20 protein-coding genes are annotated in these 23,857 nt (G+C 32.7%); 11 read left to right on the plus strand and 9 right to left on the minus strand.

Annotation, left to right across the window (positions count from 1 at the left end; all coding sequences use genetic code 11):
* Window positions 1-138 precede the first annotated feature (138 nt).
* Window positions 139-537, plus strand: coding sequence for a FimB/Mfa2 family fimbrial subunit (locus C8C88_RS02400; RefSeq protein WP_121336607.1), 399 nt, complete (start codon window positions 139-141; stop codon window positions 535-537).
* A gap of 97 nt (window positions 538-634) precedes the next feature.
* Here C8C88_RS02400 and C8C88_RS02405 read toward each other — a convergent pair whose 3' ends face one another.
* A complete protein-coding gene (locus C8C88_RS02405; protein ID WP_121336608.1) occupies window positions 635-4,177 on the minus strand; it encodes a methylmalonyl-CoA mutase family protein in 3,543 nt (1,180 codons plus the stop codon).
* A gap of 239 nt (window positions 4,178-4,416) precedes the next feature.
* Here C8C88_RS02405 and C8C88_RS02410 point away from each other — a divergent pair, with 239 nt between their 5' ends.
* Both C8C88_RS02410 and purU read left to right on the plus strand, forming a co-directional pair.
* Window positions 4,417-5,124, plus strand: a complete 708-nt coding sequence (locus C8C88_RS02410) for a DUF4197 domain-containing protein (RefSeq protein ID WP_121336609.1) — start codon at window positions 4,417-4,419, stop codon at window positions 5,122-5,124.
* Window positions 5,125-5,250: 126 nt separating this feature from the next.
* A complete protein-coding gene (gene purU, locus C8C88_RS02415; RefSeq protein WP_121336610.1) occupies window positions 5,251-6,105 on the plus strand; it encodes a formyltetrahydrofolate deformylase in 855 nt (284 codons plus the stop codon).
* A 61-nt stretch (window positions 6,106-6,166) separates the two neighbouring features.
* Here the strand turns inward: purU and C8C88_RS02420 are convergent, their stop codons facing one another.
* Both C8C88_RS02420 and C8C88_RS02425 read right to left on the minus strand, forming a co-directional pair.
* The gene (locus C8C88_RS02420) at window positions 6,167-7,651 is read right to left on the minus strand and encodes a catalase (protein WP_121336611.1); all 1,485 of its coding nucleotides are present in this window, start codon (window positions 7,649-7,651) and stop codon (window positions 6,167-6,169) included.
* Between the two features lie 330 nt (window positions 7,652-7,981).
* Window positions 7,982-8,767 carry an alpha/beta fold hydrolase gene (locus C8C88_RS02425; protein WP_121336612.1) on the minus strand — a complete coding sequence of 262 codons (786 nt, stop codon included), beginning with the start codon at window positions 8,765-8,767 and terminating at the stop codon, window positions 7,982-7,984.
* A 107-nt stretch (window positions 8,768-8,874) separates the two neighbouring features.
* Here C8C88_RS02425 and C8C88_RS12915 point away from each other — a divergent pair, with 107 nt between their 5' ends.
* Window positions 8,875-9,024, plus strand: coding sequence for a hypothetical protein (locus tag C8C88_RS12915; RefSeq protein ID WP_199711381.1), 150 nt, complete (start codon window positions 8,875-8,877; stop codon window positions 9,022-9,024).
* On the opposite strand, the gene C8C88_RS02430 is transcribed toward C8C88_RS12915, so the two are convergent.
* Window positions 8,998-9,825 (minus strand): ABC transporter substrate-binding protein, encoded by an 828-nt coding sequence (locus C8C88_RS02430; protein WP_121336613.1) that lies wholly within the window; start codon window positions 9,823-9,825, stop codon window positions 8,998-9,000. The genes C8C88_RS12915 and C8C88_RS02430 overlap by 27 nt on opposite strands.
* 63 nt (window positions 9,826-9,888) lie before the next feature.
* Here C8C88_RS02430 and C8C88_RS02435 point away from each other — a divergent pair, with 63 nt between their 5' ends.
* A complete protein-coding gene (locus C8C88_RS02435) occupies window positions 9,889-10,506 on the plus strand; it encodes a YceI family protein (RefSeq protein ID WP_121336614.1) in 618 nt (205 codons plus the stop codon).
* Between the two features lie 40 nt (window positions 10,507-10,546).
* On the opposite strand, the gene pyrF is transcribed toward C8C88_RS02435, so the two are convergent.
* Together pyrF and prfA are read right to left on the minus strand one after the other, a co-directional pair.
* Entirely contained in the window at window positions 10,547-11,359 is an 813-nt protein-coding gene (pyrF, locus tag C8C88_RS02440; protein ID WP_121336615.1) for an orotidine-5'-phosphate decarboxylase, read from the minus strand.
* Window positions 11,360-11,506: 147 nt separating this feature from the next.
* Window positions 11,507-12,583, minus strand: coding sequence for a peptide chain release factor 1 (gene prfA, locus C8C88_RS02445; RefSeq protein WP_121336616.1), 1,077 nt, complete (start codon window positions 12,581-12,583; stop codon window positions 11,507-11,509).
* 250 nt (window positions 12,584-12,833) lie between these two features.
* Between prfA and C8C88_RS02450 the strand changes: the two genes are divergently transcribed.
* From C8C88_RS02450 to C8C88_RS02465, 4 genes are all read left to right on the plus strand, one after another.
* On the plus strand, window positions 12,834-13,472 hold the full coding sequence (locus C8C88_RS02450; RefSeq protein WP_121336617.1) for a DUF1801 domain-containing protein: 639 nt from the start codon (window positions 12,834-12,836) through the stop codon (window positions 13,470-13,472).
* Window positions 13,473-13,573: 101 nt separating this feature from the next.
* Window positions 13,574-14,047, plus strand: a complete 474-nt coding sequence (locus C8C88_RS02455; RefSeq protein ID WP_121336618.1) for a DUF6265 family protein — start codon at window positions 13,574-13,576, stop codon at window positions 14,045-14,047.
* Between the two features lie 194 nt (window positions 14,048-14,241).
* The gene (locus C8C88_RS02460; RefSeq protein ID WP_121336619.1) at window positions 14,242-16,605 is read left to right on the plus strand and encodes a TonB-dependent siderophore receptor; all 2,364 of its coding nucleotides are present in this window, start codon (window positions 14,242-14,244) and stop codon (window positions 16,603-16,605) included.
* Between the two features lie 54 nt (window positions 16,606-16,659).
* Window positions 16,660-17,208, plus strand: a complete 549-nt coding sequence (locus C8C88_RS02465) for a PepSY-associated TM helix domain-containing protein (protein WP_121336620.1) — start codon at window positions 16,660-16,662, stop codon at window positions 17,206-17,208.
* A 74-nt stretch (window positions 17,209-17,282) separates the two neighbouring features.
* Here C8C88_RS02465 and C8C88_RS02470 read toward each other — a convergent pair whose 3' ends face one another.
* Together C8C88_RS02470 and C8C88_RS02475 are read right to left on the minus strand one after the other, a co-directional pair.
* Window positions 17,283-17,660 carry a hypothetical protein gene (locus C8C88_RS02470; protein WP_147403437.1) on the minus strand — a complete coding sequence of 126 codons (378 nt, stop codon included), beginning with the start codon at window positions 17,658-17,660 and terminating at the stop codon, window positions 17,283-17,285.
* Between the two features lie 200 nt (window positions 17,661-17,860).
* A complete protein-coding gene (locus C8C88_RS02475; RefSeq protein ID WP_121336622.1) occupies window positions 17,861-20,494 on the minus strand; it encodes a valine--tRNA ligase in 2,634 nt (877 codons plus the stop codon).
* 217 nt (window positions 20,495-20,711) lie between these two features.
* Between C8C88_RS02475 and C8C88_RS02480 the strand changes: the two genes are divergently transcribed.
* A complete protein-coding gene (locus C8C88_RS02480; protein ID WP_121336623.1) occupies window positions 20,712-21,098 on the plus strand; it encodes a DUF1573 domain-containing protein in 387 nt (128 codons plus the stop codon).
* 40 nt (window positions 21,099-21,138) lie between these two features.
* Here the strand turns inward: C8C88_RS02480 and C8C88_RS02485 are convergent, their stop codons facing one another.
* Window positions 21,139-22,467: an aspartyl protease family protein gene (locus tag C8C88_RS02485; protein ID WP_121336624.1), complete on the minus strand. Its 1,329-nt coding sequence runs from the start codon at window positions 22,465-22,467 to the stop codon at window positions 21,139-21,141.
* A gap of 126 nt (window positions 22,468-22,593) precedes the next feature.
* Here C8C88_RS02485 and C8C88_RS02490 point away from each other — a divergent pair, with 126 nt between their 5' ends.
* The gene (locus C8C88_RS02490) at window positions 22,594-23,799 is read left to right on the plus strand and encodes a pyridoxal phosphate-dependent aminotransferase (protein WP_121336625.1); all 1,206 of its coding nucleotides are present in this window, start codon (window positions 22,594-22,596) and stop codon (window positions 23,797-23,799) included.
* The last annotated feature ends 58 nt before the right edge of the window (window positions 23,800-23,857 follow it).

The following is a 23,857-nucleotide window of genomic DNA, read 5'->3' on the forward strand; positions in this document are numbered from 1 at the left end:
TCAATTAACCCTCAAGTAACTACAACGATATTGAAAGGGTAAAATAGTGCTTAAATCAGAAAATACGCTGTCTTTTAATCTTAAATCAAAAAGTAATTTTACAATAGAAATTTTAAGTATTAATTTAAAACTAGAATTATGAAAAACATTTTAAAATTTAGTTTATTGTTGGTAGTAACAATGACTAGTATGAGTTCGTATGCAATCGATGGCGATTTTTTACTTAATGTAAAAAAAGGTAAAGGAAATGAAATTAGCTTTTCTATGAATGAAATCAAAAAAGTTAATGTATCTATTTATGATGATGAAAAAAACTTAATCTTCACTGAAATAGCAAAAGGTGAAAAAGGGATTTTGAGAACTTATAACTTAGATGAACTTCCTGCTGGAACGTACTATTTAGTTGTAGAAAACGAGCTAAAAAGTGTAAAACATGAAATCATTATTGCTGAAGAAAAGTCAATTTTGACTACAAAAGTAATTTCAGAAGTTTACAAACCGGCTATGAAAAATAAAAATGTAGCCAATGTTAATTAGATTATTAGAAAAAATAATTCCAAAATGTAATGTTTAAGAGGCTGTCCTTTATCATAGAACAGCCTCTTTTTTTTATAAAAAAATATAATTTTTGCAATTACATATTTCGTCTATATTGACCTCCAACTTCAAATAAAGCAGTGGTAATTTGACCTAAAGAACACACTTTTGTTGCTTCCATTAAGCGCTCAAATAAATTTTCATTTTTGATAGCAGCTTCTTGAATTGAATCTAATTGTTCTTTTACTTTATCTGTATTGGCTTTATGTAAATTATTCAGCATTTTAATTTGGTATTGTTTTTCTTCTTCAGTGGCACGAATCACTTCCGCAGGAATAATTGTTGGTGAACCTTTAGAACTTAAGAACATATTCACTCCGATAATTGGAAACTCACCGGTATGTTTCAAAGTCTCATAATACAAACTTTCTTCCTGAATTTTACTTCGTTGATACATCGTTTCCATAGCGCCAAGCACACCACCACGCTCGGTTATTCTGTCAAATTCTTCTAAAACAGCCGCTTCAACTAAATCTGTTAATTCTTCTATGATAAACGAACCTTGAATTGGATTTTCATTTTTAGCAAGTCCTAATTCTTTATTGATTATCAATTGAATCGCCATTGCTCGTCGCACAGATTCTTCTGTAGGTGTTGTAATTGCTTCATCATATGCATTGGTATGCAAGGAATTACAATTGTCATAAATAGCGTACAAAGCCTGTAAAGTGGTACGAATGTCATTGAAATCAATTTCTTGCGCATGAAGGGAACGGCCTGATGTCTGAATATGGTATTTAAGCATTTGAGCACGTTCGTTAGCACCGTATTTATTTTTCATGGCTTTCGCCCAAATTTTACGAGCTACACGACCAATAACAGCATATTCAGGATCAACACCATTCGAAAAGAAGAAGGATAAATTGGGTCCAAAATCATTAATATTCATTCCACGACTCAAATAATATTCTACGTAAGTAAATCCATTAGAAAGTGTGAAAGCCAATTGTGTGATTGGATTTGCTCCTGCCTCAGCAATATGATAGCCTGAAATAGAAACCGAATAAAAATTCCTTACATTATTAGTAATAAAATATTCCTGCACATCGCCCATTAATCGCAACGCAAATTCCGTAGAGAAAATACAGGTATTTTGCGCTTGATCTTCTTTCAAAATATCAGCTTGAACTGTTCCTCGAACTTGGGACAGCGTTCTGGCTTTAATTTCATTATAAATATCCAAAGGCAAAACTTGATCTCCTGTCACGCCCAAAAGCATCAACCCTAAACCATTATTCCCTTCGGGTAAATCTCCCTGGTAATGTGGTCTTTCAACTCCTTTTTTAGAATAAATAGCATTGATTTTTTTGGTAACTCCAGCTTCAAGATTATTTTCTTTGATGTAAAACTCACATTGTTGATCAATTGCTGCATTCATAAAAAACCCTAACAACATTGGAGCTGAACCATTAATTGTCATACTCACCGATGTCATAGCATGAACCAAATCAAAACCAGAATATAATTTCTTAGCATCATCTAAACAACAAATCGAAACTCCTGCATTTCCTATTTTTCCATAAATATCAGGGCGTAAATGTGGATCATTTCCATACAAAGTAACACTATCAAAAGCTGTTGACAATCGCTTTGCGGGCAATCCTGCACTTACATAATGAAAACGCTTGTTAGTTCTTTCTGGTCCTCCTTCACCTGCAAACATTCGTGATGGATCTTCACCTTCTCGTTTAAATGGATACAAACCTGCAGTAAAAGGAAATTCTCCAGGAACATTTTCCTGTAAGCACCAACGCAGAATATCGCCCCAAGCTTGATACTTTGGTAACGCTATTTTCGGAATTTGAGAATGTGAAAGCGACTCCGTATGTGTAGCCATTTTTATTTCTCTGTCGCGAACTTTGAATGTATAAACTGGATTTTTGTATTTATTTACTTTTTCATTCCAAGTCAAAATAATTTCCCAGTTGTAAGGATCCAAATCCATTTTTACTTTATCAAACTGGTTCAGCAAAAGATTCAAAAATATTTTATCTTCAGTGGCACCCGATTTTTCAGCTTCTAAAGCAGTTGGCAAAACCGAATCGTCATTAATTCCAGTTTTGTTCAATTCGGGATTTTTTTTAGCAACCGATTCAATCGTTTTAAAAATTCCGTATAATTTTTGAGCAACTTGTTCTTGGCTAAGAGCCGTAACATCATATTTTCTGTTGTTTTCGGCAATTTCAGATAAGTAACGCGTTCTGTGTGGCGGAATAACAAAAATCTTCTCGCTCATTTCACGCGTGATTTGGAATGTTGATTTCAAATCAGAATTTGTTTTCTCCTGGATTTTATCCATAATCGCTTTGTAAAGCGTATTCATTCCAGGATCATTGAACTGCGAAGCAATTGTCCCAAAAACTGGAAGTGTATCTAAATCTGCATCCCAAAGATTGTGGTTGCGTTGGTATTGTTTTTTCACGTCTCTTAACGCATCAAGAGAACCACGTTTGTCAAATTTATTTATCGCTACTAAGTCGGCAAAATCGAGCATATCGATTTTCTCTAATTGAGTTGCGGCACCAAATTCTGGTGTCATTACATATAAAGAAACATCCGAATGGTCCATAATTTCCGTATCAGATTGCCCGATTCCAGAAGTCTCCAAGATGATGATATCATATTTAGCTGCTTTAATCACTTGAATAGCATCAGCAACATATTTTGACAAAGCTAAATTGGATTGGCGTGTAGCCAATGAACGCATATAAACACGAGGACTATTGATGGCATTCATCCTAATTCTATCTCCTAGAAGTGCCCCACCCGTTTTACGTTTTGATGGATCAACAGAAATTATTCCGATGGTTTTTTCTGGAAAATCAATTAAAAAACGACGCACTAATTCGTCTACCAAAGATGATTTTCCTGCACCACCCGTTCCTGTAATTCCAAGGACAGGAGTATCCCCTCCCAACCTCCCCGAAGGGGAGGAGTTAGCATTATTATCCTTTATTTGAGGACTAAAAACTTTATGAAAATCATCAGGATTATTTTCCGCAAGTGAAATTAATCTAGCGATTGTGTTTACATTTTTCTCTTCAAGACTTTTTAAAACACCTGCATTTCCTAGCTTTATCAAAGCAGAGGCATCAGTGTTAGGATTTATTATATCCTTTCCTAGCTCCCTTCCTTCGGAGGGGTTGGGGGAGGATTTCTCCACTAAATCATTTATCATTCCTTGTAAACCCATGGCACGACCATCATCAGGAGAATAAATTCTTGTGATTCCATAAGTTTGTAATGCTGCTATTTCAGAAGGTAGGATTACTCCACCACCACCTCCAAATATCTTAATTTGTCCAGCTCCTTTTTCTTGAAGCAAGTCGTACATATATTTAAAATATTCGTTGTGACCGCCTTGATATGATGTTATTGCAATTGCATTAGCATCTTCTTGAATAGCAGTGTTTACAACTTCTTCCACGCTTCTATCATGACCTAAATGAATCACCTCAACACCTGTAGATTGAATGATTCTACGCATGATATTTATGGCTGCATCATGGCCATCAAAAAGTGCGGCAGCAGTAACAATTCTTACTTTATTAGTGGGTATATACGGTTTTATATGTTCCATTTTACGAATATGATAATTTAATAGCGCAATTTACGATTTATTTTTAATAATTACTTAATCTTAGATGCTGTTATTGATAAAAAAGCAATCCGGCTTTATTACAAGTCCAATAAAAAAAATAGCACTTTCGATGAATCTTTTGTTCCTAAATAAAATTAGAACTTTATTTTTGAATAAATAGTACTTTTGGCACGAACTTTAGGGTGAACTGAGGAACTAACATATAAAAACAATTTAAGATGAAAAAAATTTTAATTTTGGTAGTCGCAGTCTCCCTTTCAAGTTGTGCAGAAATGCAACAAGTTCTTAATCAATTACCGCAAAAACAAGGAATTGGAGGGGTTGATATTGCTGGAGGACTGAGAGAAGCATTGAATAATGGCATTTCAAAACAGGTAACAAAATTGACCGCTGTAGACGGCTTTTACAAAAATGAAGCTGTAAAAATTTTATTACCAGAAGAATTAAGAAAAGTAGATTCTGGTTTGAGAAAAATGGGTTTGAGTGCATTGGCCGATGAAGGTTTAAAAGTATTAAACCGTGCTGCCGAAGATGCCGTTAAAGAATCTACTCCTATATTTGTTGATGCGGTAAGAAACATAACTTTTACAGATGCCAAAACCATTTTGATGGGTAATGAAAATTCAGCGACTACCTATTTGCAAAATAGTACTTCAACTGCGCTATACGGGAAATTTAATCCTGTAATTAAAAATTCATTTAATAAAGTTGGAGCCGATAAAGTTTGGACTAACATTATAACAAAATACAACAGCATTCCATTAGTAAATAAAGTAAACCCTGATTTAACTGATTATGTTACCAATCAAGCGATGAATGGCGTTTTCAAAATGATTGCAGTGGAAGAAAAAAACATCCGAACAAATTTAAGTTCAAGAACATCCGTTTTATTGCAAAAAGTTTTTGCGATGCAGGATAAAATCTAATTTGAATTTTAGCCATTTTAAAAACACAAAACAGACAAATCAAATTTTGTTATAAAAAGAAATAAGTTTAGTTTTGAAAAATACAATTCTGTACAATACAGACTAAAGCTGAAAGAGATACATAAAATGCAAAAAATTACCATACTTATACATTGCGAAGACCAAAAAGCAATTATTTCCTCTGTTACCAATTACATTGCCTCTATTGATGGTAATATTATTTATCTAGACCAACATGTTGATGCTGATGAAAATGTATTTTTCATGCGTTTGGAATGTGAGTTCAGTGCAAAAAATTGGGATATTGAAGCCATAAAAACTGATTTTCAAGCTAATTTAGCCACTCCATTTAATATGTCTTGGGAAATATATACCCAAGACGAAAAACCAAAAATGGCTTTGTTTATTTCTAAATATGACCATTGTTTATATGATATTTTAGGACGCTATAGCGCTGGAGAATTACCTCTCGAAATCCCTTTAATCATAAGCAATCATGAAGATTTAAAATCAGTTGCCGAACGTTTTTCCATTCCTTTTCATTATGTTCCTTTTACGAAAGAAATAAAAATTGAAGGAGAACAAAAGCAGATGGATTTGTTGAAGCAATATAAAATTGACTTCATCGTTTTAGCACGCTATATGCAAATTATTACACCTAATTTGATTGCAAAATACAAGAATCAAATTATTAATATTCATCATTCCTTTCTACCTGCATTTCCTGGAGCAAAACCATACCATTCTGCTTTTAAACGTGGCGTAAAAATTATTGGTGCCACCAGCCACTATGTAACGGAAGGATTAGATGAAGGTCCAATTATCGAGCAAGATATTGCCCGAGTTTCACACAGCCATTCTATAGAAGATTTTATTATGAAAGGACGTGATTTAGAACGCATGGTTTTGGCAAGAGCCATAAAATTGCATGCGGAAAGAAAAACAATGGTTTACAATAATAAAACTGTGGTGTTTTCATAAAAAAATAACACATTCACTTATATAAAAATGCTCCTTAAATAAGGAGCATTTTTTATTTAAACTATCGTTCTAACATATCAACATCTACACCCAGTCCATCAGCAACTGCGGCACCTAATCTTCCATCAACTCTATACCAATGACACAATTGTCGGTTGATAATTTCAGATTTTTTAGGACCTTCTATTCCTGACATAGCGCTAATAATATTGTGTACAGTATTTTCTTGTTGTTTTGGAGTCATTATTTTGAATAAATTCCCAGGTTGGGTATAATGATCATTTTCGCCTTCACAGTTTCTATCATACCAATCCGCAATGGTACTTTGTACTTCTAATGGTGGTTCTTTGTACGCTGGATCGATTTTCATATCATCAAAACTATTTGGATAATAATTTGGATTTTCGCCACCATTTCCGTCTATTCTCATTTGACCGTCTCTTTGATAATTATTAGTTGCAAATGGACAGCGATTTACAGGAATCTGCTCATAATTTGCACCCAACCGATACCGATGCGCATCAGGATAGGAAAGCAAACGACCTTGCAACATTTTATCAGGCGAATAGCCAATACCATTTACAATATGTGCTGGCGCAAAAGCTGCTTGCTCAATATCTTGAAAATAGTTATGAGGATTTTGATTGAGTTCTAAAACCCCAACATCAATTAAAGGAAAATCAGCATGAGGCCAGACTTTTGTTAAATCAAATGGATTAAAATAGTATTCTTGAGAATTTGCTTGTGCCTCAGTCATTACTTGAATCTTAAGATTCCATTTTGGAAAATTACCAGCATCGATATTTTCAATCAAATCACGTTGTGAAAAGTCCATATCATGCGCTTTCATTTGGGCTGCTTCTTCATTAGTAAAATTCTTAATCCCTTGCGCCGTTTTAAAATGAAATTTCACATAAAAACGTTCGTTGGCATTATTAATCATCGAAAAAGTATGACTTCCATATCCATTCATATGACGATATCCATAAGGAGTTCCTCTATCCGACATTAGTATCAAAACTTGATGCAAACTTTCTGGATTTAGTGACCAATAATCCCACATCATTGTTGGTGACTTCATATTCGTATAAGGATCTCGTTTTTGAGTATGAATAAAATCGCCAAACTTTTTTGGATCTTTTATAAAGAAAACTGGCGTATTGTTACCTACTAAATCCCAATTCCCATCTTCTGTATAAAATTTTATAGCAAATCCCCTAGGATCACGTTCTGTATCTGCCGAACCTTTTTCTCCACCAACAGTCGAAAACCGAAGCAATACTTTAGTTTCCTTACCTATTCCTGAAAAGACTTTTGCTTTCGTATATTTAGTAATATCATGGGTTACTGTAAAAGTTCCAAACGCTCCAGAACCTTTTGCATGAACCACTCTTTCTGGAATACGCTCCCTGTTGAAATGGGCCATTTTTTCGTGAAGAATATAATCTTGAAGCAACAATGGACCTCGCGGACCTATTGATTGTGAATTTTCATTTTCTACAAAAGGTCTTCCAGACGCCGTTGTAAGTTTATTATGTGATTTCATAATTGTAAAATATAATAGTTACATCCAAAAGTGGCTTACTTAAAATTATAAATGAGTAGATAGTTTTTGTTTCAAGACAAAAACTATTTATCGATTTTTACAACACATAAAAGAATAAGAAAATAATCTGATTTTCAGGGGCAAAAAAGGGTATTGAAAGTCAACATAATAAAGTTAAGAAACTTAACTTATTAACAACAAAGTAATAACAAAATCTTAACAGCCAACAAAGGCTTTATGTTTCATCTTTGTAGTGTAATAAACTGGTTATTTATTACTTTGGTTTTGGTTAGTTATAAAAATGCTGATATCTTTTGATATCGGCATTTTTTATTTTGTAGTATTTATAAAAGACAGTACTGCGGAGTTAAATGCCAGTGGCTGTTCAACGTTTACAACGTGTCCACAATTAGCAATAACAAATAATTGAGAGGAACGATAATGGCTTTCAACTACTTTACGAACAGAGGGTAAAAACATATAATCTTCCTCGCCCATTACGTATAAAGTAGGAATACTTAATTCTACTTGTCTAAACCATTTCAGCACTGGATTAATTTCGGCAGTTAGTTTAAACCATTTTATAAATTCTTTTTGGTATAATTTCTTCGCTTCATTTATAAAAAGCAACCTAGATTGTTTATGGCTTTTTTTAGGCATTATTACAAAAGCAAAAAATCGATACAAAACTAAATACGGCAGCACATACTTGAACATGTTGCCTAGTCTCATTAATACCTGAGAACGAAAATTCATTTTAAGAATTGCTCCTCCTAAAATCATGCTTTGAACGCGCTCCGGATACATTTCTGCTAATTGTCTAATTAGAATTGTTCCTAAAGAAATTCCAACAAAATGTGATTTTTCTATCTTCAAAAAATCTAAAACCTCCAAAATATCATGCGATAATGCAGCAAAGGTATATTTTTGTTTAAAAGCTGTTTTTATTGTTGTTTTCGAATTTCCATGTCCTCTTAAATCTAAAAGGAGAACATTATATTGTTTCTGAAAATCCCGAATTTGTTTAAACCAAATAGAAGAACTACCACCTGCACCATGCACAAAAGTTACCCATTGTGTGCTGGTTTCATTTTTATAAATGGTGTAATTAATCATATTTGTTTTTTTGGTAAAAATAGAATTTTAATTTTAATTGTCAATCTTAACATAAAATAATGCTCATTTAAAGATTGTATAACGTAAATTTGCAAAAAATTACACTCATGCAAGGATTATTGAAAGAGAAAAGTGAAATAGAAAGACTACAAAGAGAGTTTAAAATTCTTTCGGAACAAATTTCAAAAACAGACAAACGTACTACCGAGTCAAATATTCAAACAGAAGAATTAATTCTGGAGGAATGTGAAGCCTAATTCTTGATGTATTTTCTTAAAATAATCAAACGCTTTTAATAACCGACTTCCATACCAAGAAAACATTTCTCCATCTACTAAAATTACTTTTACATGATGGGTTAATTGTTCTATCTCTAAAGCATCCGATTCTTTAAAAGGAAATGGCTCTGAGGAAAGAAAAATTATATCTGGATTTTCTTCTGATTTTATTTTTCTTAAATCAATTTCAGGATAACGCCCCGAAATCTCAGGATTTTTATCATACATGTTATTGAAGTGATTCAGTTTCAACAATTCATTGATAAAATTATCTGAACCAGCAACCATATAAGGATCTTTCCAAATAAAATAAGCAACTTTTTTAAATGGCTTATCTTTTATGAAGTCCTTAAAATCATTCAAAGCAAAAGCCAATTTATCATTCCATTTTTGTGCTTCTACTCGGCAATTAAATAATTGACCAAAGTCAAAAATCATCTTAAAATTATCCTCAACAGTAATAATATCAGTTACCCAAACAGGACATATTTTACGCAATTCGTTAACCATTTCTCGCGTATTCTCTTCTTTGTTGCAAATGATAATATCTGGAAATAATTCTTTTATTTTATCGAAATGAACCTGCTTAGTTCCTCCAACAATTTTCTTTGTTGATTTGAAATGATACGGATGAACACAAAACTTCGTAATCCCAACAATTCTGTCCTCCAACCCTAAATCAGATAACAATTCTGTTTGTGATGGGACTAGTGAAACGATTCTTTTTGGGGCAGTTTCAAAAAAATGAGAAACACCTAATTGGTCTTTAAAAATTTTCATTTATAATGGATTTTTAACCGTTTAATAATAATAACATCCATACTATTTTTTTATCTTTGCAGTATGAAAACATGTATTAAAATAGCCCTCCTTTTTTTTATAGTTTCTACTTCTATATTCGCACAACCTTTAGTTAATGTTAGCTTACAAAAAAACAGTTCTTTAACAATTACAGGAACAACAAATGTAGTTTCTTTTAAAATTTTTCAGAATGGAGACAAGCTTTCTAACAAGAAAATGTCTTTTACCACTACACAAAATCAAAATAAAATAGCCTTAAGTGATAATAAGCTTTCTGTTATTGTAAAAGACTTTACTTCAAATAACAAAATGGCTTTAAGAGATTTTTTAAAACTTTTAAAATCAGAAACGTATCCTACTTTACTCGTACAAATAAATTATCTTGACTTAGATTCTTCAACAGACAAATCAGAATCAAATGGTGGAAATGCTGTTGTAAGCATTACAATTACTGGAGTCAAAAGACATTACATGATTCCTATTTCATTTGATAGTGATGGAGATACCTATTTCATCAAAGGTAAAAAGAAACTGAGTATTCGTGATTTTGGACTCACTCCAGTAAGCCAAATGATGGGCTTAATCAAAGTGAGCGAATGGATCGATATTGACTTCAATATGATATGCAAAATTAAAGTCACTAATACCGAGGAAATCTAAGATTTAGTATTGAATACTTTCTCTAAAAATATCTTGGGATTTAACCCAAGATTGCTTCCATTTCTTGTTGCATTTTTAAAGCTTCTTCTCTTGCCTTTACAATATAATCTTTTCCGTTTGAAGCATAAATTATAGCTCTAGATGAATTGATTAGCAACCCAACATTAGCATTCATTCCATATTTACAAACCTCAGAAAGACTTCCACCTTGAGCTCCAACACCAGGAACTAACAAGAAACTATCTGGAACAATCTTACGGATTTCTGTAAAATATTCTGCTTTAGTAGCACCAACTACATACATTAAGTTTTCGCTATTTTTCCATGCTTTAGAAGTTTCCAACACTTGTTTGTACAACTCTTTCCCATTTGTATTCAAAGTCTGGAAATCAAAAGCCCCTTCATTTGAAGTTAGGGCTAATACTATAGTGTGCTTATTTTCAAAAGCTAAAAAAGGCTCTACAGAATCTTTACCCATATATGGAGCAACAGTAACACTATCAAAATTCATGTCTTCAAAAAAAGCTTTTGCATACATCGATGAAGTATTACCAATATCGCCTCTTTTTGCATCTGCAATAGTGAAGATTTCAGGATGATTCTGATTAATATAATCAATCGTTTTTTGCAAAGACAACCACCCTTTTATTCCATAAGCTTCATAAAAAGCAGTATTGGGTTTATAAGCAACCGCTAAATCATGAGTAGCGTCAATAATAGCCTTATTAAATTCAAAAATAGGATCTTCTAATTCAAGTAAATGCTGCGGAATTTTATTCAAATCAACATCTAATCCTACACATAGAAACGATTTTTTGATTTTAATTTGGTCAATAAGTTGTAGTGTCGTCATTTGATTGAAAAGGTTAAAGTTTGAAGTTTAAGATTGCTATACTTTTCACTTAATAGTATTGGCTTTTGTTTTTTTCAAAATTAAAAAAAATACCATGCTAACTAATTTAGTATGGTATCTTTCTTTTTATTCATGCTTTCGATTAGTTTAAAAAACTTCGCTAGCTTCTTTTAGTTTCTCCATATTATTCACCAACTGAAGTTCGTCAACAATTTTTTGGATATCACCATTCATAATATTTCCTAAATCATATAAGGTTAAACCCACTCTATGATCTGTAACACGTCCTTGCGCATAATTATACGTACGGATTTTAGCAGAACGGTCACCTGAACTTACTTGAGAAGTACGTTTTGAAGCATCTTGTTCTTGTTTTTTAGCTAATTCCTGTTCGTACAAACGAGAACGCAAAACTGTTAATGCTTTATCTTTATTTTTATGTTGCGATTTTTGATCTTGACATTGCGCCACTAATCCTGTAGGAATGTGTGTCAAACGAACTGCTGATTTAGTTGTATTTACAGATTGTCCACCTGGTCCTGAAGAACAGAAGAAATCCACACGCACATCATTCATATCAATTTGAACATCAAATTCCTCTGCTTCTGGAAGCACCATAACAGTTGCTGCTGATGTATGTACACGCCCTTGAGTTTCTGTTTGAGGAACACGTTGTACACGGTGAACTCCAGCTTCAAACTTAAGCGTTCCATAAACATCCTCACCAGTAACTTCAAAAATAACCTCTTTAAATCCTCCTGATGTACCCTCGTTCATATCTACAACCGAAGTTCTCCAACCGCGATTTTCACAATATTTAGTATACATACGGAATAAATCTCCAGCAAAAATACTTGCCTCATCACCACCTGTTCCAGCACGAATCTCAACCATGACATTCTTTGCATCTTCTGGATCTTTAGGAATCAACATAAACTTGATTTCTTCTTCTAATTCTGGCAATCTTTCTTTTGCTTCATCAAGTTGCATTTTAGCCATTTCGGTCATATCTGCATCACTCCCATCAGCAATTATTTCATTCGCTTCATCAATATTTGCCATCAAAAGCACATATTCATCTCGCTTTTCAGCTAAAGCTTTTAAGTTTTTATACTCTTGATTCAATTGCACATAACGTTTCTGATCCGCAATAACATCCGGCTGGATTATTAAATCCGAAATCTCATCAAAACGTTGTTTTACTATTTGAAGTCTATCTAACATATTCTTGATCCTTTATTTGGAGTGCAAATTTAGTGAAAAGATTGCACATTTTAGATTGCTGATTTCAGATTTTTTTTCTGGAGCTATTTCCTGCTATTCGCTATATCTTTTTCTGCCAAAAAAAGCAGAAAAAGGATGTCGCTGCTATCAGGGCTAGGGAAATTGTATCAAAAACTGCGTTTATGGATTTAGATTTTTTTATACTTTTATCAAAACAAAAAAATCACTTTATTTTTAAAACTAAATAATAATGAATCCTAAAGTTGATGCCTTTATTAGTGATGCCAAAAAATGGCAGGCAGAAATAGAACATTTGAGACAATTACTACTTGATTGCGGACTAACCGAAGAATTCAAGTGGCGCGCACCTTGTTATAGCTTTCAAGGAAACAATGTAGTTCTTATAGGCTGTTTCAAAAACTATTGTACGCTTAGTTTTTTCAAAGGAACTTTGTTACAAGACAGTAAAGGTTTTCTAAGTAAACCTGGAGAAAATAGTCAAGCAATGCGCTTTTTTAAATTTACGAATGCGCAAGAAATTCAAGAACTGAAACCCATCATAAAAAATTACATTTATGAAGCCATTGAGATAGAAAAAGCAGGCTTGAAAGTAGTTTTCAAAAGCAACACAGCACTTGAATTAGTAGAGGAATTCCAAATCGTTTTAGACAAAAACCCTTCTTTGAATACCGCTTTCAAAGCCTTAACACCTGGACGACAACGAGCCTATAACTTATATTTTTCAGCCGCCAAACAATCAAAAAAGAGGCAAACTAGAATAGAAAATTACATACCACGAATTCTTAATGGAAAAGGAATCAACGATTGCGTTTGTGGAATGTCTAAAAAAATGCCCAGCTGCGACGGTTCTCACAAACACATTTCATAATATTAGGAATCCCTTAATCTTGTCTTTTTTATCAACGCTAGTTGCAATCTTTTTCATAATATTGTATTGTTTTCATCCTAAACCATTATTCATAATTCATCATGAAAAAAATAATTCTGCCACTTTTACTAATTTTTTCTTTGGCTTCTTGCAAAGACTCCAATAAAAACAACAAAATTAAAGCTGCGCAATGGCTTATTGGAAAATGGGAGAACAAATCAGCCGATGGAAATCTTCAAGAAACTTGGAAAAAAACAAATGACAGTACCTTTTTGGGTGAATCCTATTTTATCAAAGAGGAAGATACTATTCATTTTGAAACCATAATTTTACAGCAAAACGGCGAAGAACTGAAATACAACACTACCATAAAAGGGCAAAATGACGATGAACCCGTTACTTTTATTCTAACGAATGAAGTAGAGAAAGAGCTCGTTTTTGAAAACAAGAAACACAATTACCCCCAAAAAATTAGCTATAGACTACTAAATCCAAAGAGTTTAGTTGCTAAAATATCTGGAACACTACAAGGAAAACCAAGTTCTGAGCAATATACTATGACAAAAACAGAATAAATAAACTGATAATTTCTGTCAAAGATTTAAACCTTGCTACATAAGCAAGGTTTTTTATTTTGCAAAAAACTGAAATTCAATACTGTTAAAATTATTTTAAAATATTATTCATATTTAATCTAAATAAGTTTTGTCAATTCAAAAGAGGGTTTTATATTTGCATCGTTATTTTTAATTATTCCAAATAAACGATTATGAAAATCCAAATTAAATTACTTTTTATACTGTTAATTCACTCCTTTTATTCGCAAGCTCAAGATAACGGAACTATAAAAGGAAAGATAATTTCATCTGATGGAATTCCTCTTTCAGGTATATCCATAAAATTAGGAAAAGCATCTTATACTAATAAAACGAACAACCAAGGAGAATTTACCTTTCTTAATTTCCCAACAGGAATTCACACAATCACATTAGACGGAGAAGGTTTAAAAAGACAATCTAAAGAAATAAAAGTAGTGGCTAACGAAACTACTTTTGTAGAATTTAAATTAGTTGAAGACATTCAAACTTTACAAGAAATTGTAATTGTAATCAAGGAAAGTCCAAATAAAAGAAAAGAAACTGTTTTATCTGGTTTAGAAATAAAACCTTTAGATCTTCCTCAAAGTGTACAGATAATAGGAAGCAAAATAATTGAACAACAACAAACTATTCGTCTAAGTGACGTTATAAAAAATGTAAATGGAATCTATGTTGGTTCAGCTCGTGGAGGCGCTCAAGAATCATTTTGGTCTAGAGGATACGATATGTCATCGAACAATATGTTCAAAAACGGATTCCGTTTTAATAGTGGTTCAATGCCTGAAGTAGCCTCTTTAGACAAAGTAGAAGTCTTAAAAGGAAGTTCAGCATTGTTATTTGGAAATGTTGCACCAGGCGGAATTATGAATATGGTTACAAAATCCCCTTCTTTCAAAAAAGGAGGAGAAGCTGCTATGCAAATCGGGAGTTACTCGTTTTACAAACCTTCTTTGGATATTTACGGTCCATTAACTAAAAGCATTGCTTACCGTTTAATAGGCTCTTATGAAAATTCCGAAAGTTTCCGTGATGTAGTCAAAAAAGAACGTTATTACATCAATCCATCTCTTTTATTTAAAGCAAGTGATAAAACTGAAATTGTTTTACAAGGAGATTATTTAAAAGACAATTGGACACCCGATTTTGGAACTGGAGCTATTGGACAAGAAGTTGCTGCTGTGCCGCGTAATACATATTTAGGTGCTGCATGGTCAAACGGTTTAACAAAACAAACTACAGCTTCTGGATTATTAAAACATAAATTCAATGACAATTGGAAATTAAATTTTAATTCTTCTTTTCAAGATTACAGCAGAATTTCAAAAGGAACAGAACGTGTTCAGCCATCAGCTAACGGAGACTGGAATAGACCTTTGGGACAAAACAAATCATTGGAACAAATCATTGGAGACCAAATAAATCTACAAGGGAATTTTGCTACAGGCAAACTAAAACACCAATTATTTACAGGAATTGATGCTGAAAATGCGGTTTTACAAGCCTATACATACACGTTCAGCCCTACAACTTATGATGTAATTAATATTTTTGATTTAGACAAATACCAACAAAGAACTGATATTCCTGATGGAAACGTTACTAAAATAATTAAAACATCAACAAACCGTTTTGGAATATACGCACAGGATTTAATCTCTGTAACTGAAAAATTTAAAGTTTTAACGGGATTACGTTGGTCTTGGCAAGAAGCAAAAGCAGTTACAACTATAACACAAGCACCTACAACAAAACGTTTAGATGAAGCTTTTTCACCAAAATTAGGTTTAGTGTATCAGCCTACAAAAAACATGGCCTTGTTTACAAGTTATGCTAGTTCATTTACACCAAACACAGGGAATACAATTTATGGAGCGCCAATAGCAGCTTCAATCATTGATCAATATGAAGTAGGTGTTAAAAAAGATTTTTGGAAAGGAATGTTGAGCACAAACGTAACGCTTTACCAAATTATCAATAGCAACTTAGCGCAAACAGCCGAATTAAAAGCAGATGGCTCAACAAACACTGATACAAACGTAAAAACTTTGAGCGGAGAAACAACTAGTAAAGGAATTGAAATTGACATTAATGCAAAACCTATCGAAGGCTTAAGCATCATGGCAGGATATAGTTACAATGATATGCGTTATACAAAAACCTCTGGTAAAACAGGAAGTTTCATTGAAGGTGATCGATTAGTAAGAACCCCAGCAACTACAGCAAATTTAAGTTTCTTCTATACTATCCCTTCAGGAATCCTTAAAGGAATTGCATTAGGTAGTATGGCAAATTATGTTGGCGAACGATTAGCAGGATGGAACAATACCGTAGCTCAAACCATTCCAGATAGAACAATTCCCTTAAAAGCATATACAACAATTGATGTTTCTGCAGGATATACTTGGAATAAATTATCTGTATTATGTAAGCTGTCAAATGTTGCTAATGTACTGAATTACACCATCCATGAAAACTATAGTGTAAACCCAATTGCACCGCGTCAAATCATGACAACATTAAAATACAAATTCTAATTAAACCTTTTATGTAAGAATAAGTCTTATATTAATAAAACTAAAAACTTAAACATGAAAAAAATCAACTTTAGAAATTTACATCGCGATTTGGGCTATTTTTATATTGGTCTTATTGTTTCATTTGCATTCTCAGGACTTATGATGAATCACCGAGAAATGTGGCATCCAGAAAAATATACTACCGAAACAAAAGCCATTGAAGTAAAGCTTCCTGAAGAAAGTAAAATTACTGAAGAATTTGCTAAAAACTTAGGAAAACAATTGGGAATTGATGACAAAATGAGACGCCAAATGGTGAGAGAAGGAAAATTTAGAATTTCTTTTGAAAACAATGATGTTGAAATTGATACTAAAACTGGAAAAGGAGAAATTGTAACCTTCAAGAAAACTCCAATCATCAGTCAAGCCATGAATTTACACAAAAACAACTCAAATTTTTGGATTTACTATTCTGATATTTTTGCTTTAAGTTTAATAACAATTGCTTTAACTGGAACAATAATGGTGAAAGCTGGTAAATTTAGTTGGAAACAACGTGGCTGGAAGCTAGCAGTAGCAGGTGTTATTTTTCCTCTATTATTTTTAATACTATTTGGTTAAACCAAAAAAAATATACTCATAAAAAAATCCGTATTAGTACGGATTTTTTTATTGGTAACAAGAAAGCAAAAAGCTTAATTTATTTGAATTCCCTGTTGTTCTAGTATTTCAAAAAGATAGACACTTTGTTTCGGATCGTATTTTTCAATGCCGCTTTTATACCATTCTGCGATAATATTTATCTGATGAGTAGTATACCCATCAGTATCTACTTTTAAGCCAAGCAAACCAGAAACAAGAAAATCCTCTAAGACTTTATTCGTCACAATACGTCTCGGAATTCCATCAGCTACGTTTCCATTCATTCTCTCATAATCAGCCCTTCCAGAATTAAATCCCGTAACAAATGCTTCATTCTTTTTTGAACTATTAAATAGTAAAAATGGATTTAACCCTGTAGAATATCCATCGAAATAATCTTGTCTATAAGCTGGACTAAATATTTTTTTCATTTCCATATTAATGTGGTATTTGAGAATTATATTTCAAACATATCAACAATATTTAAGTAACCATCCAAAAATCGATAAAAGGATAAAATACTCTTTAAATCACAAGCGAAGTGACGTTCATCGATAAAAAAAATTATAAAAACTAAAAAATCCCATTCATTTTTCAACGAAATGGGATTTTATATTTTAGAAAAAAATCTCTATTTCAATCCAGCTAAACTGTGTTCTATAGTTTCAATTTTTGCTAGAGCATCTGCTTCTTTTTGCTTTTCATTTGCCAAAACTTTCTCTGGCGCACCAGCCACAAATTTCTCATTTGCCAGTTTATTTTGAACTGATTTCAAGAAACCTTGCGTATAAACTAACTCAGTAGTCAGTTTTGCAATTTCCTCTTCAACGTTTATATTTCCTGTAATCGGAATGAAATACTCATTTGATTTTACACGGAAAGATAATGCTCCTTCTACTTTATCCGAAACATATTCTAATGAAGTAATGTTCCCTAATTTAGTCACAACCGAATCAAAATAAGTAGACACTTTATCATTGTTTACCGCTTTCAATTCGATTGTATCTTTAAACGGAATATTCTTGTCTTTACGAATCGTTCTGATTCCAGAAATAACTTCAATTGTATTTTCAAAATCTGAAATTAAACCAGCATCAAAAGATTTTATTTCTGGCCAAGTTGAAACGATTAACGCTTCTTCCGGAGTTCTTTCAGCAAGTAATTGCCAAATTTCCTCTGTCAAGAACGGCATAAAAGGATGTAACAATTTCAAGTTGTTTTCAAGCATTTCTATGGCTTTCGCCAAAGTTAGGCTGTCAATTGGTTTTTGATATGCTGGTTTTATCATTTCGAGAAACCAAGAACAGAAATCGTCCCAAACTAATTTGTAAATCCCCATTAAAGCATCTGAAATTCTGTATTTCTCAAAATTATCTTCAATTTCCAAAAGTGTTTGTTGCAACTTAGCTTCATACCATTCAATCGCCACTTTTGAAGATTCTGGTTGTGGAATTGTATCTGAAACTTCCCATCCTTTAATCAATTTGAAAGCATTCCAGATTTTATTGGTAAACGCTTTTCCTTGGTTGCACAATTCTTCGTCAAACATAATATCATTCCCTGCAGAAGCACTCAAAAGTAATCCTACACGAACACCATCAGCACCAAATTTCTCTATTAATTCTAAAGGTTCAGGTGAATTTCCTAAAGATTTAGACATTTTACGTCTTTGTTTGTCACGAACTAAACCAGTCAAATACACATTTGTAAATGGTTTTTTGCCTGTATATTCATACCCCGCGATAATCATTCTCGCCACCCAGAAAAACAAAATATCCGGGCCTGTCACTAAGTCGTTTGTTGGATAATAGTATTTAAAGTCTTCACTTTCAGGATCCATAATTCCTCCAAAAACAGACATTGGCCACAGCCAAGATGAAAACCATGTATCAAGAGCATCAACATCTTGAGTTAAGTCTGAAGTTGTAAGTTGTAAGTTGTTGGTTTTGGCTTTTGCCAAAACTAAAGCTTCTTCTATAGTTGAAGCAACTACAAAATCTTCTTTTCCATCTCCATAGAAATAAGCTGGAATTTGTTGTCCCCACCATAATTGACGAGAAATATTCCAATCGCGAATGTTATTTAACCAATGTGCATACGTATTATCAAAACGTTTTGGATGCAATTTAATTTCTCCATCTACTAACACTGATTTTATAGCAGGTTTAACCAAATCTTCCATTTTCAAGAACCATTGATCTGATAAACGAGGTTCAATAACTGCTTTAGTTCGTTCAGAAGTTCCTACCTTATTCAAGTGGATTTCTGTTTTTGCCAAAGCCCCAATTGTTTCTAATTCTTTGGCTATTTCTTCTCGAACCACAAAACGATCTTTCCCTTGATAATGCAATCCAAAACTATTCAAAGTTGCATCTTCATTGAAAATATCAATAATTTCCAAATTATGTTTCTCGCCCAAAGTCTTATCATTCATATCGTGAGCAGGAGTTACTTTCAAACATCCTGTACCAAATTCGATATCCACATAATCATCTTCAATGATAGGAATGATTCTTCCGCAAATAGGGACAATTGCGTTTTTGCCTTTCAAATGAGCAAAACGTTCGTCATTTGGATTAATACAAATTGCTGTATCTCCAAAAATAGTTTCCGGACGCGTCGTTGCAATCGTTAGGAAATCTTCACTTCCTTCAATTTTATATTTTAGAAAATATAATTTTCCTTGTTGTTCTTCGTAAATTACTTCCTCATCAGACAAAGTAGTTTTTGCTTCTGGGTCCCAATTTACCATTCGGTATCCTCTATAAATCAACCCTTTATTATATAAATCGACAAATGATTTAATTACTGAAGCGGACATGTCAGGATCCATGGTAAACTTGGTTCTTTCCCAATCACAAGAAGCACCTAATTTTTTTAATTGGTCTAAAATTACACCACCATATTTATCAGTCCATTCCCAAGCATGAGCCAAAAACTCTTCACGTGTTAAATCATTTTTATTAATTCCTTCCGCCTTTAATTTAGCTACAACTTTAGCTTCCGTAGCTATAGAAGCATGATCCGTTCCCGGAACCCAACATGCGTTGAACCCTTTAAGACGAGCTCTTCGTATCAATACATCCTGAATAGTATTATTCAACATATGCCCCATGTGCAAAACTCCAGTCACATTAGGTGGAGGAATTACGATGGTATAGGGCGTTCTATGATCGGGCTCCGAATGAAAATAATTATTTTTCATCCAATAGTCATACCACTTATTCTCAATAGTTTTAGCGTCAAATTGTGCAGGAATTGTCATTTTATTGTGGATTCGTTTAATCGTTAAATTCGATTGTTTGTTTTTTCAGTTAAACGAATAACCAAGTCAACAAATAACCTTTTAAAATTTGGTTTGATTTTTGTGATTCTAATAAGGCACAAAAGTAAATAATTAAGTACACTATAAAAAGGGAAATAAAAATTTGTACGTTAATTAAAACGAAGTACATTTACTAAACGATTTAAAATCATTAAAAATGAAAAAGATAATCACTTTAATAGCGTTTGCATTGATTAGCAGCTTAGGTTTTGCGCAATCTGGTCCAAAAATTGAATTTTTAGCCAAAGACAATACTATTGATTACGGAAAAGTATCTAAAAGTAATGATAATGGTATTCGGATTTTTGAATTCAAAAACACTGGTGATGCCCCATTAATCATCACTGAGGTGCTATCTACCTGTGGCTGTACAGTTCCTACAAAACCTAATGAACCTATAATGCCTGGGAAAACAGGAAAAATAGAAGTTAAATATAATATGGCTCCAGGTCCAATTCGTAAAACCATAACTGTTGAATCAAATGCAGTTAATTACGAAAGCGGAAGGGTCGCATTAAAAATAAAAGGAGAAGTAATTCCTTAAACCGAAAAGGCTTTTTGAAATTTCAAAAAGCCTTTTTTTTTTATAAAACATCTTTAAGTTGAAATTTGAATTTCAAAATTTGACTATCTCTCTCCACTTCAATTGCAATCCATTTATCATCCTCTGATTTTAAAAGCGAATTGATTTGCTGTAGCGAATATCTATATGCTTTTGCACCATTGATACTAATAACAACATCTCCTTTTTGTAACCCAGAATTAGCTGCTGGAGAATTTTCTCTAAGATTTGAAATCTGATAAATAGGCTTTAATTCAAATTTATACCTGAAATTATTGGTTATATTAATTGCATTTTTATCTATTCCTGTTGATTCTGAAGGAATTGTTTCAAGCTTAACCGTTTCTTGAACCCATTGCAAACCATTATGTTGCATTTCAATACCACTTTTATTATACATAAAAGGAGTATTAAATTCTTTGTTTTTTTTCAAGTACAAAAACTGATTCGGATAATCAAAAACCAATGTAAATCTTCTTAATATTTCTCCACCAACTGACCCTAATCGACCAGAAACCATTTTTACATTTTTTATCGAAGAACTATCTGGAAAAGCAACTATAGGATTTTTAAATTCAAATCCATTCATAGAAAATCTATCCATTCGACCTCTTTTTCCAAAAACATCTCCACTAAAACCCTGCCCTAAATAATCATTGAAATTTTTTTCGGGAATTTTTATAGATTCTGAAAGATTTTGAAAAAGCCAAAGCGCATCACTATTTCCAATATCAATTAATAATTTAGCCGGAAAATTATTTCCTTCAAGTGACATTTGAGTTACAACATAGGGCTTATTTCTTTCTAAAGTAATTGGAACTTCATTGAATTTTTGTTTTAACCTCTTTCTATTTTTCTCGTTATTTTTATAAACAATAAGTTTCTTTTTATCATAATTAATTTCGACGAGATTCGTTTTCAAAAAATGGTAACCAATGATTCCATTAACTGGTATCCCAACATGAGAAGAGAGATTAAACGACTGATCTAAAATAACATATAACGAATAGTTCGTAGCTTGAATTCCGTGTGTTTCTAGCACATTATTAGTAGATTTTAAACCTTCAACTGCATCAGAGCTACCTAAACCGCGCAGGGTTATTTTTTCAATATTGTAAAAATTAATTTCTTTTTTGTCTTCTAGACTAAACAAAATAGTTTCCTCTACTCCGGAATCGAGTAAAAAATTCAACTCTATTCCGTTAACTTTAATGGGAATAAATAGTAGATTATTGATAAATTTAAAAGGAATACTTACTTTTTCTTTTCCATCAACAAAATGAAAACCTTCTTGTGCAAAAAGAGGAATAGCAAAAACAAGCAATAAAAATATTGAAATTGAATTTTTCATTTGGAATCATTTTAATAAAATTACACAAAAAATGAATAATTTGTATGGATTTTATAACAAATACGTTTTAGTTTTATCAAAATTTTCGAAAAAAAAAATGCACTTTTGCACTTCAATAATTGTAACATGCCAAATATATCCAACAGAGGCAAACTAATGCCCGAATCACCCATACGAAAATTGGCTCCTTTTGCTGAAATGGCAAAAAAAAAGGGTCATAAAGTATACCATTTGAATATAGGTCAACCCGATATAAAAAGTCCAGAAATAGCCATTGAAGCCATTAAAAATATTGACTTAACTATTATTGAATACGGCCCTTCTGCTGGTTATGAAAGTTATAGAAAAAAATTAGCGGGATTTTACACCAAACAAAACGTAAAAGTAGCTACTGAGGATATCATGATAACCACAGGTGGATCTGAAGCGCTTTTATTTGCTTTAGGAAGCATAATGGATCAGGGAGATGAAATCATTATTCCAGAACCTTTTTACGCTAATTATAGTGCCTTTTCAGCAGAATCTGGCGCTACCGTAATACCCGCAGTTTCAACAATTGAAAACGGATTTGCGTTGCCTCCAATTGAAGAATTTGAGAAACTTATTACGCCTAAAACAAAAGCAATTTTAATTTGTAATCCAAGTAACCCAACTGGGCATTTATATTCTGAATCAGAAATCCTACAATTAGGAAAACTGGCTAAACAATATGATTTGTTTTTGATTGCGGATGAAGTTTATAGAGAATTCATATACGATGAAGACATTCATTATTCCGTTATGAATCTTGAAGGATTAGAACAAAATGTCATCATGATAGATTCAGTTTCCAAGCGTTACAGCATGTGTGGAGCAAGAATTGGGTGCATGGTTACAAAAAACAAAGAGGTAATTTCAGCAGCTATGAAATTTGCTCAGGCTCGTTTGTGTCCGCCAACAATTGAGCAAATAGCTTGTGAAGCAGCAATCGACACACCTCAAAGTTATTTTGACGAGGTAATTTCAGAATATAAAGAAAGAAGAGATACTCTAATTTCAGAATTGAATAAAATAGAAGGTGTAATTGTGACTAAACCTAAAGCTGCATTTTACTGTATTGCGCAACTTCCAGTTGACAATACAGATGATTTTGCACAATGGCTTTTAGAAAGTTATGATTTGAATGGCGAAACTGTTATGGTTGCTCCTGCAGCTGGTTTTTATTCGACACCAGGAATTGGGACAAATCAAGTACGTATTGCTTATGTCCTTAACAAGGAGGATTTAACTAGTGCTGTTCGCATTCTAAAAGAAGCAATTCCTGCTTACAATTCGAGAGCTACCAAAAATTAACACTTCAAATTTTGAATAAAAAAAGGCAATAGCAAGAATGTTATTGCCTTTTTTAGTT

Source organism: Flavobacterium sp. 123 (assembly GCF_003634825.1).
In the GTDB taxonomy this organism is placed as follows: Bacteria; Bacteroidota; Bacteroidia; order Flavobacteriales; family Flavobacteriaceae; genus Flavobacterium.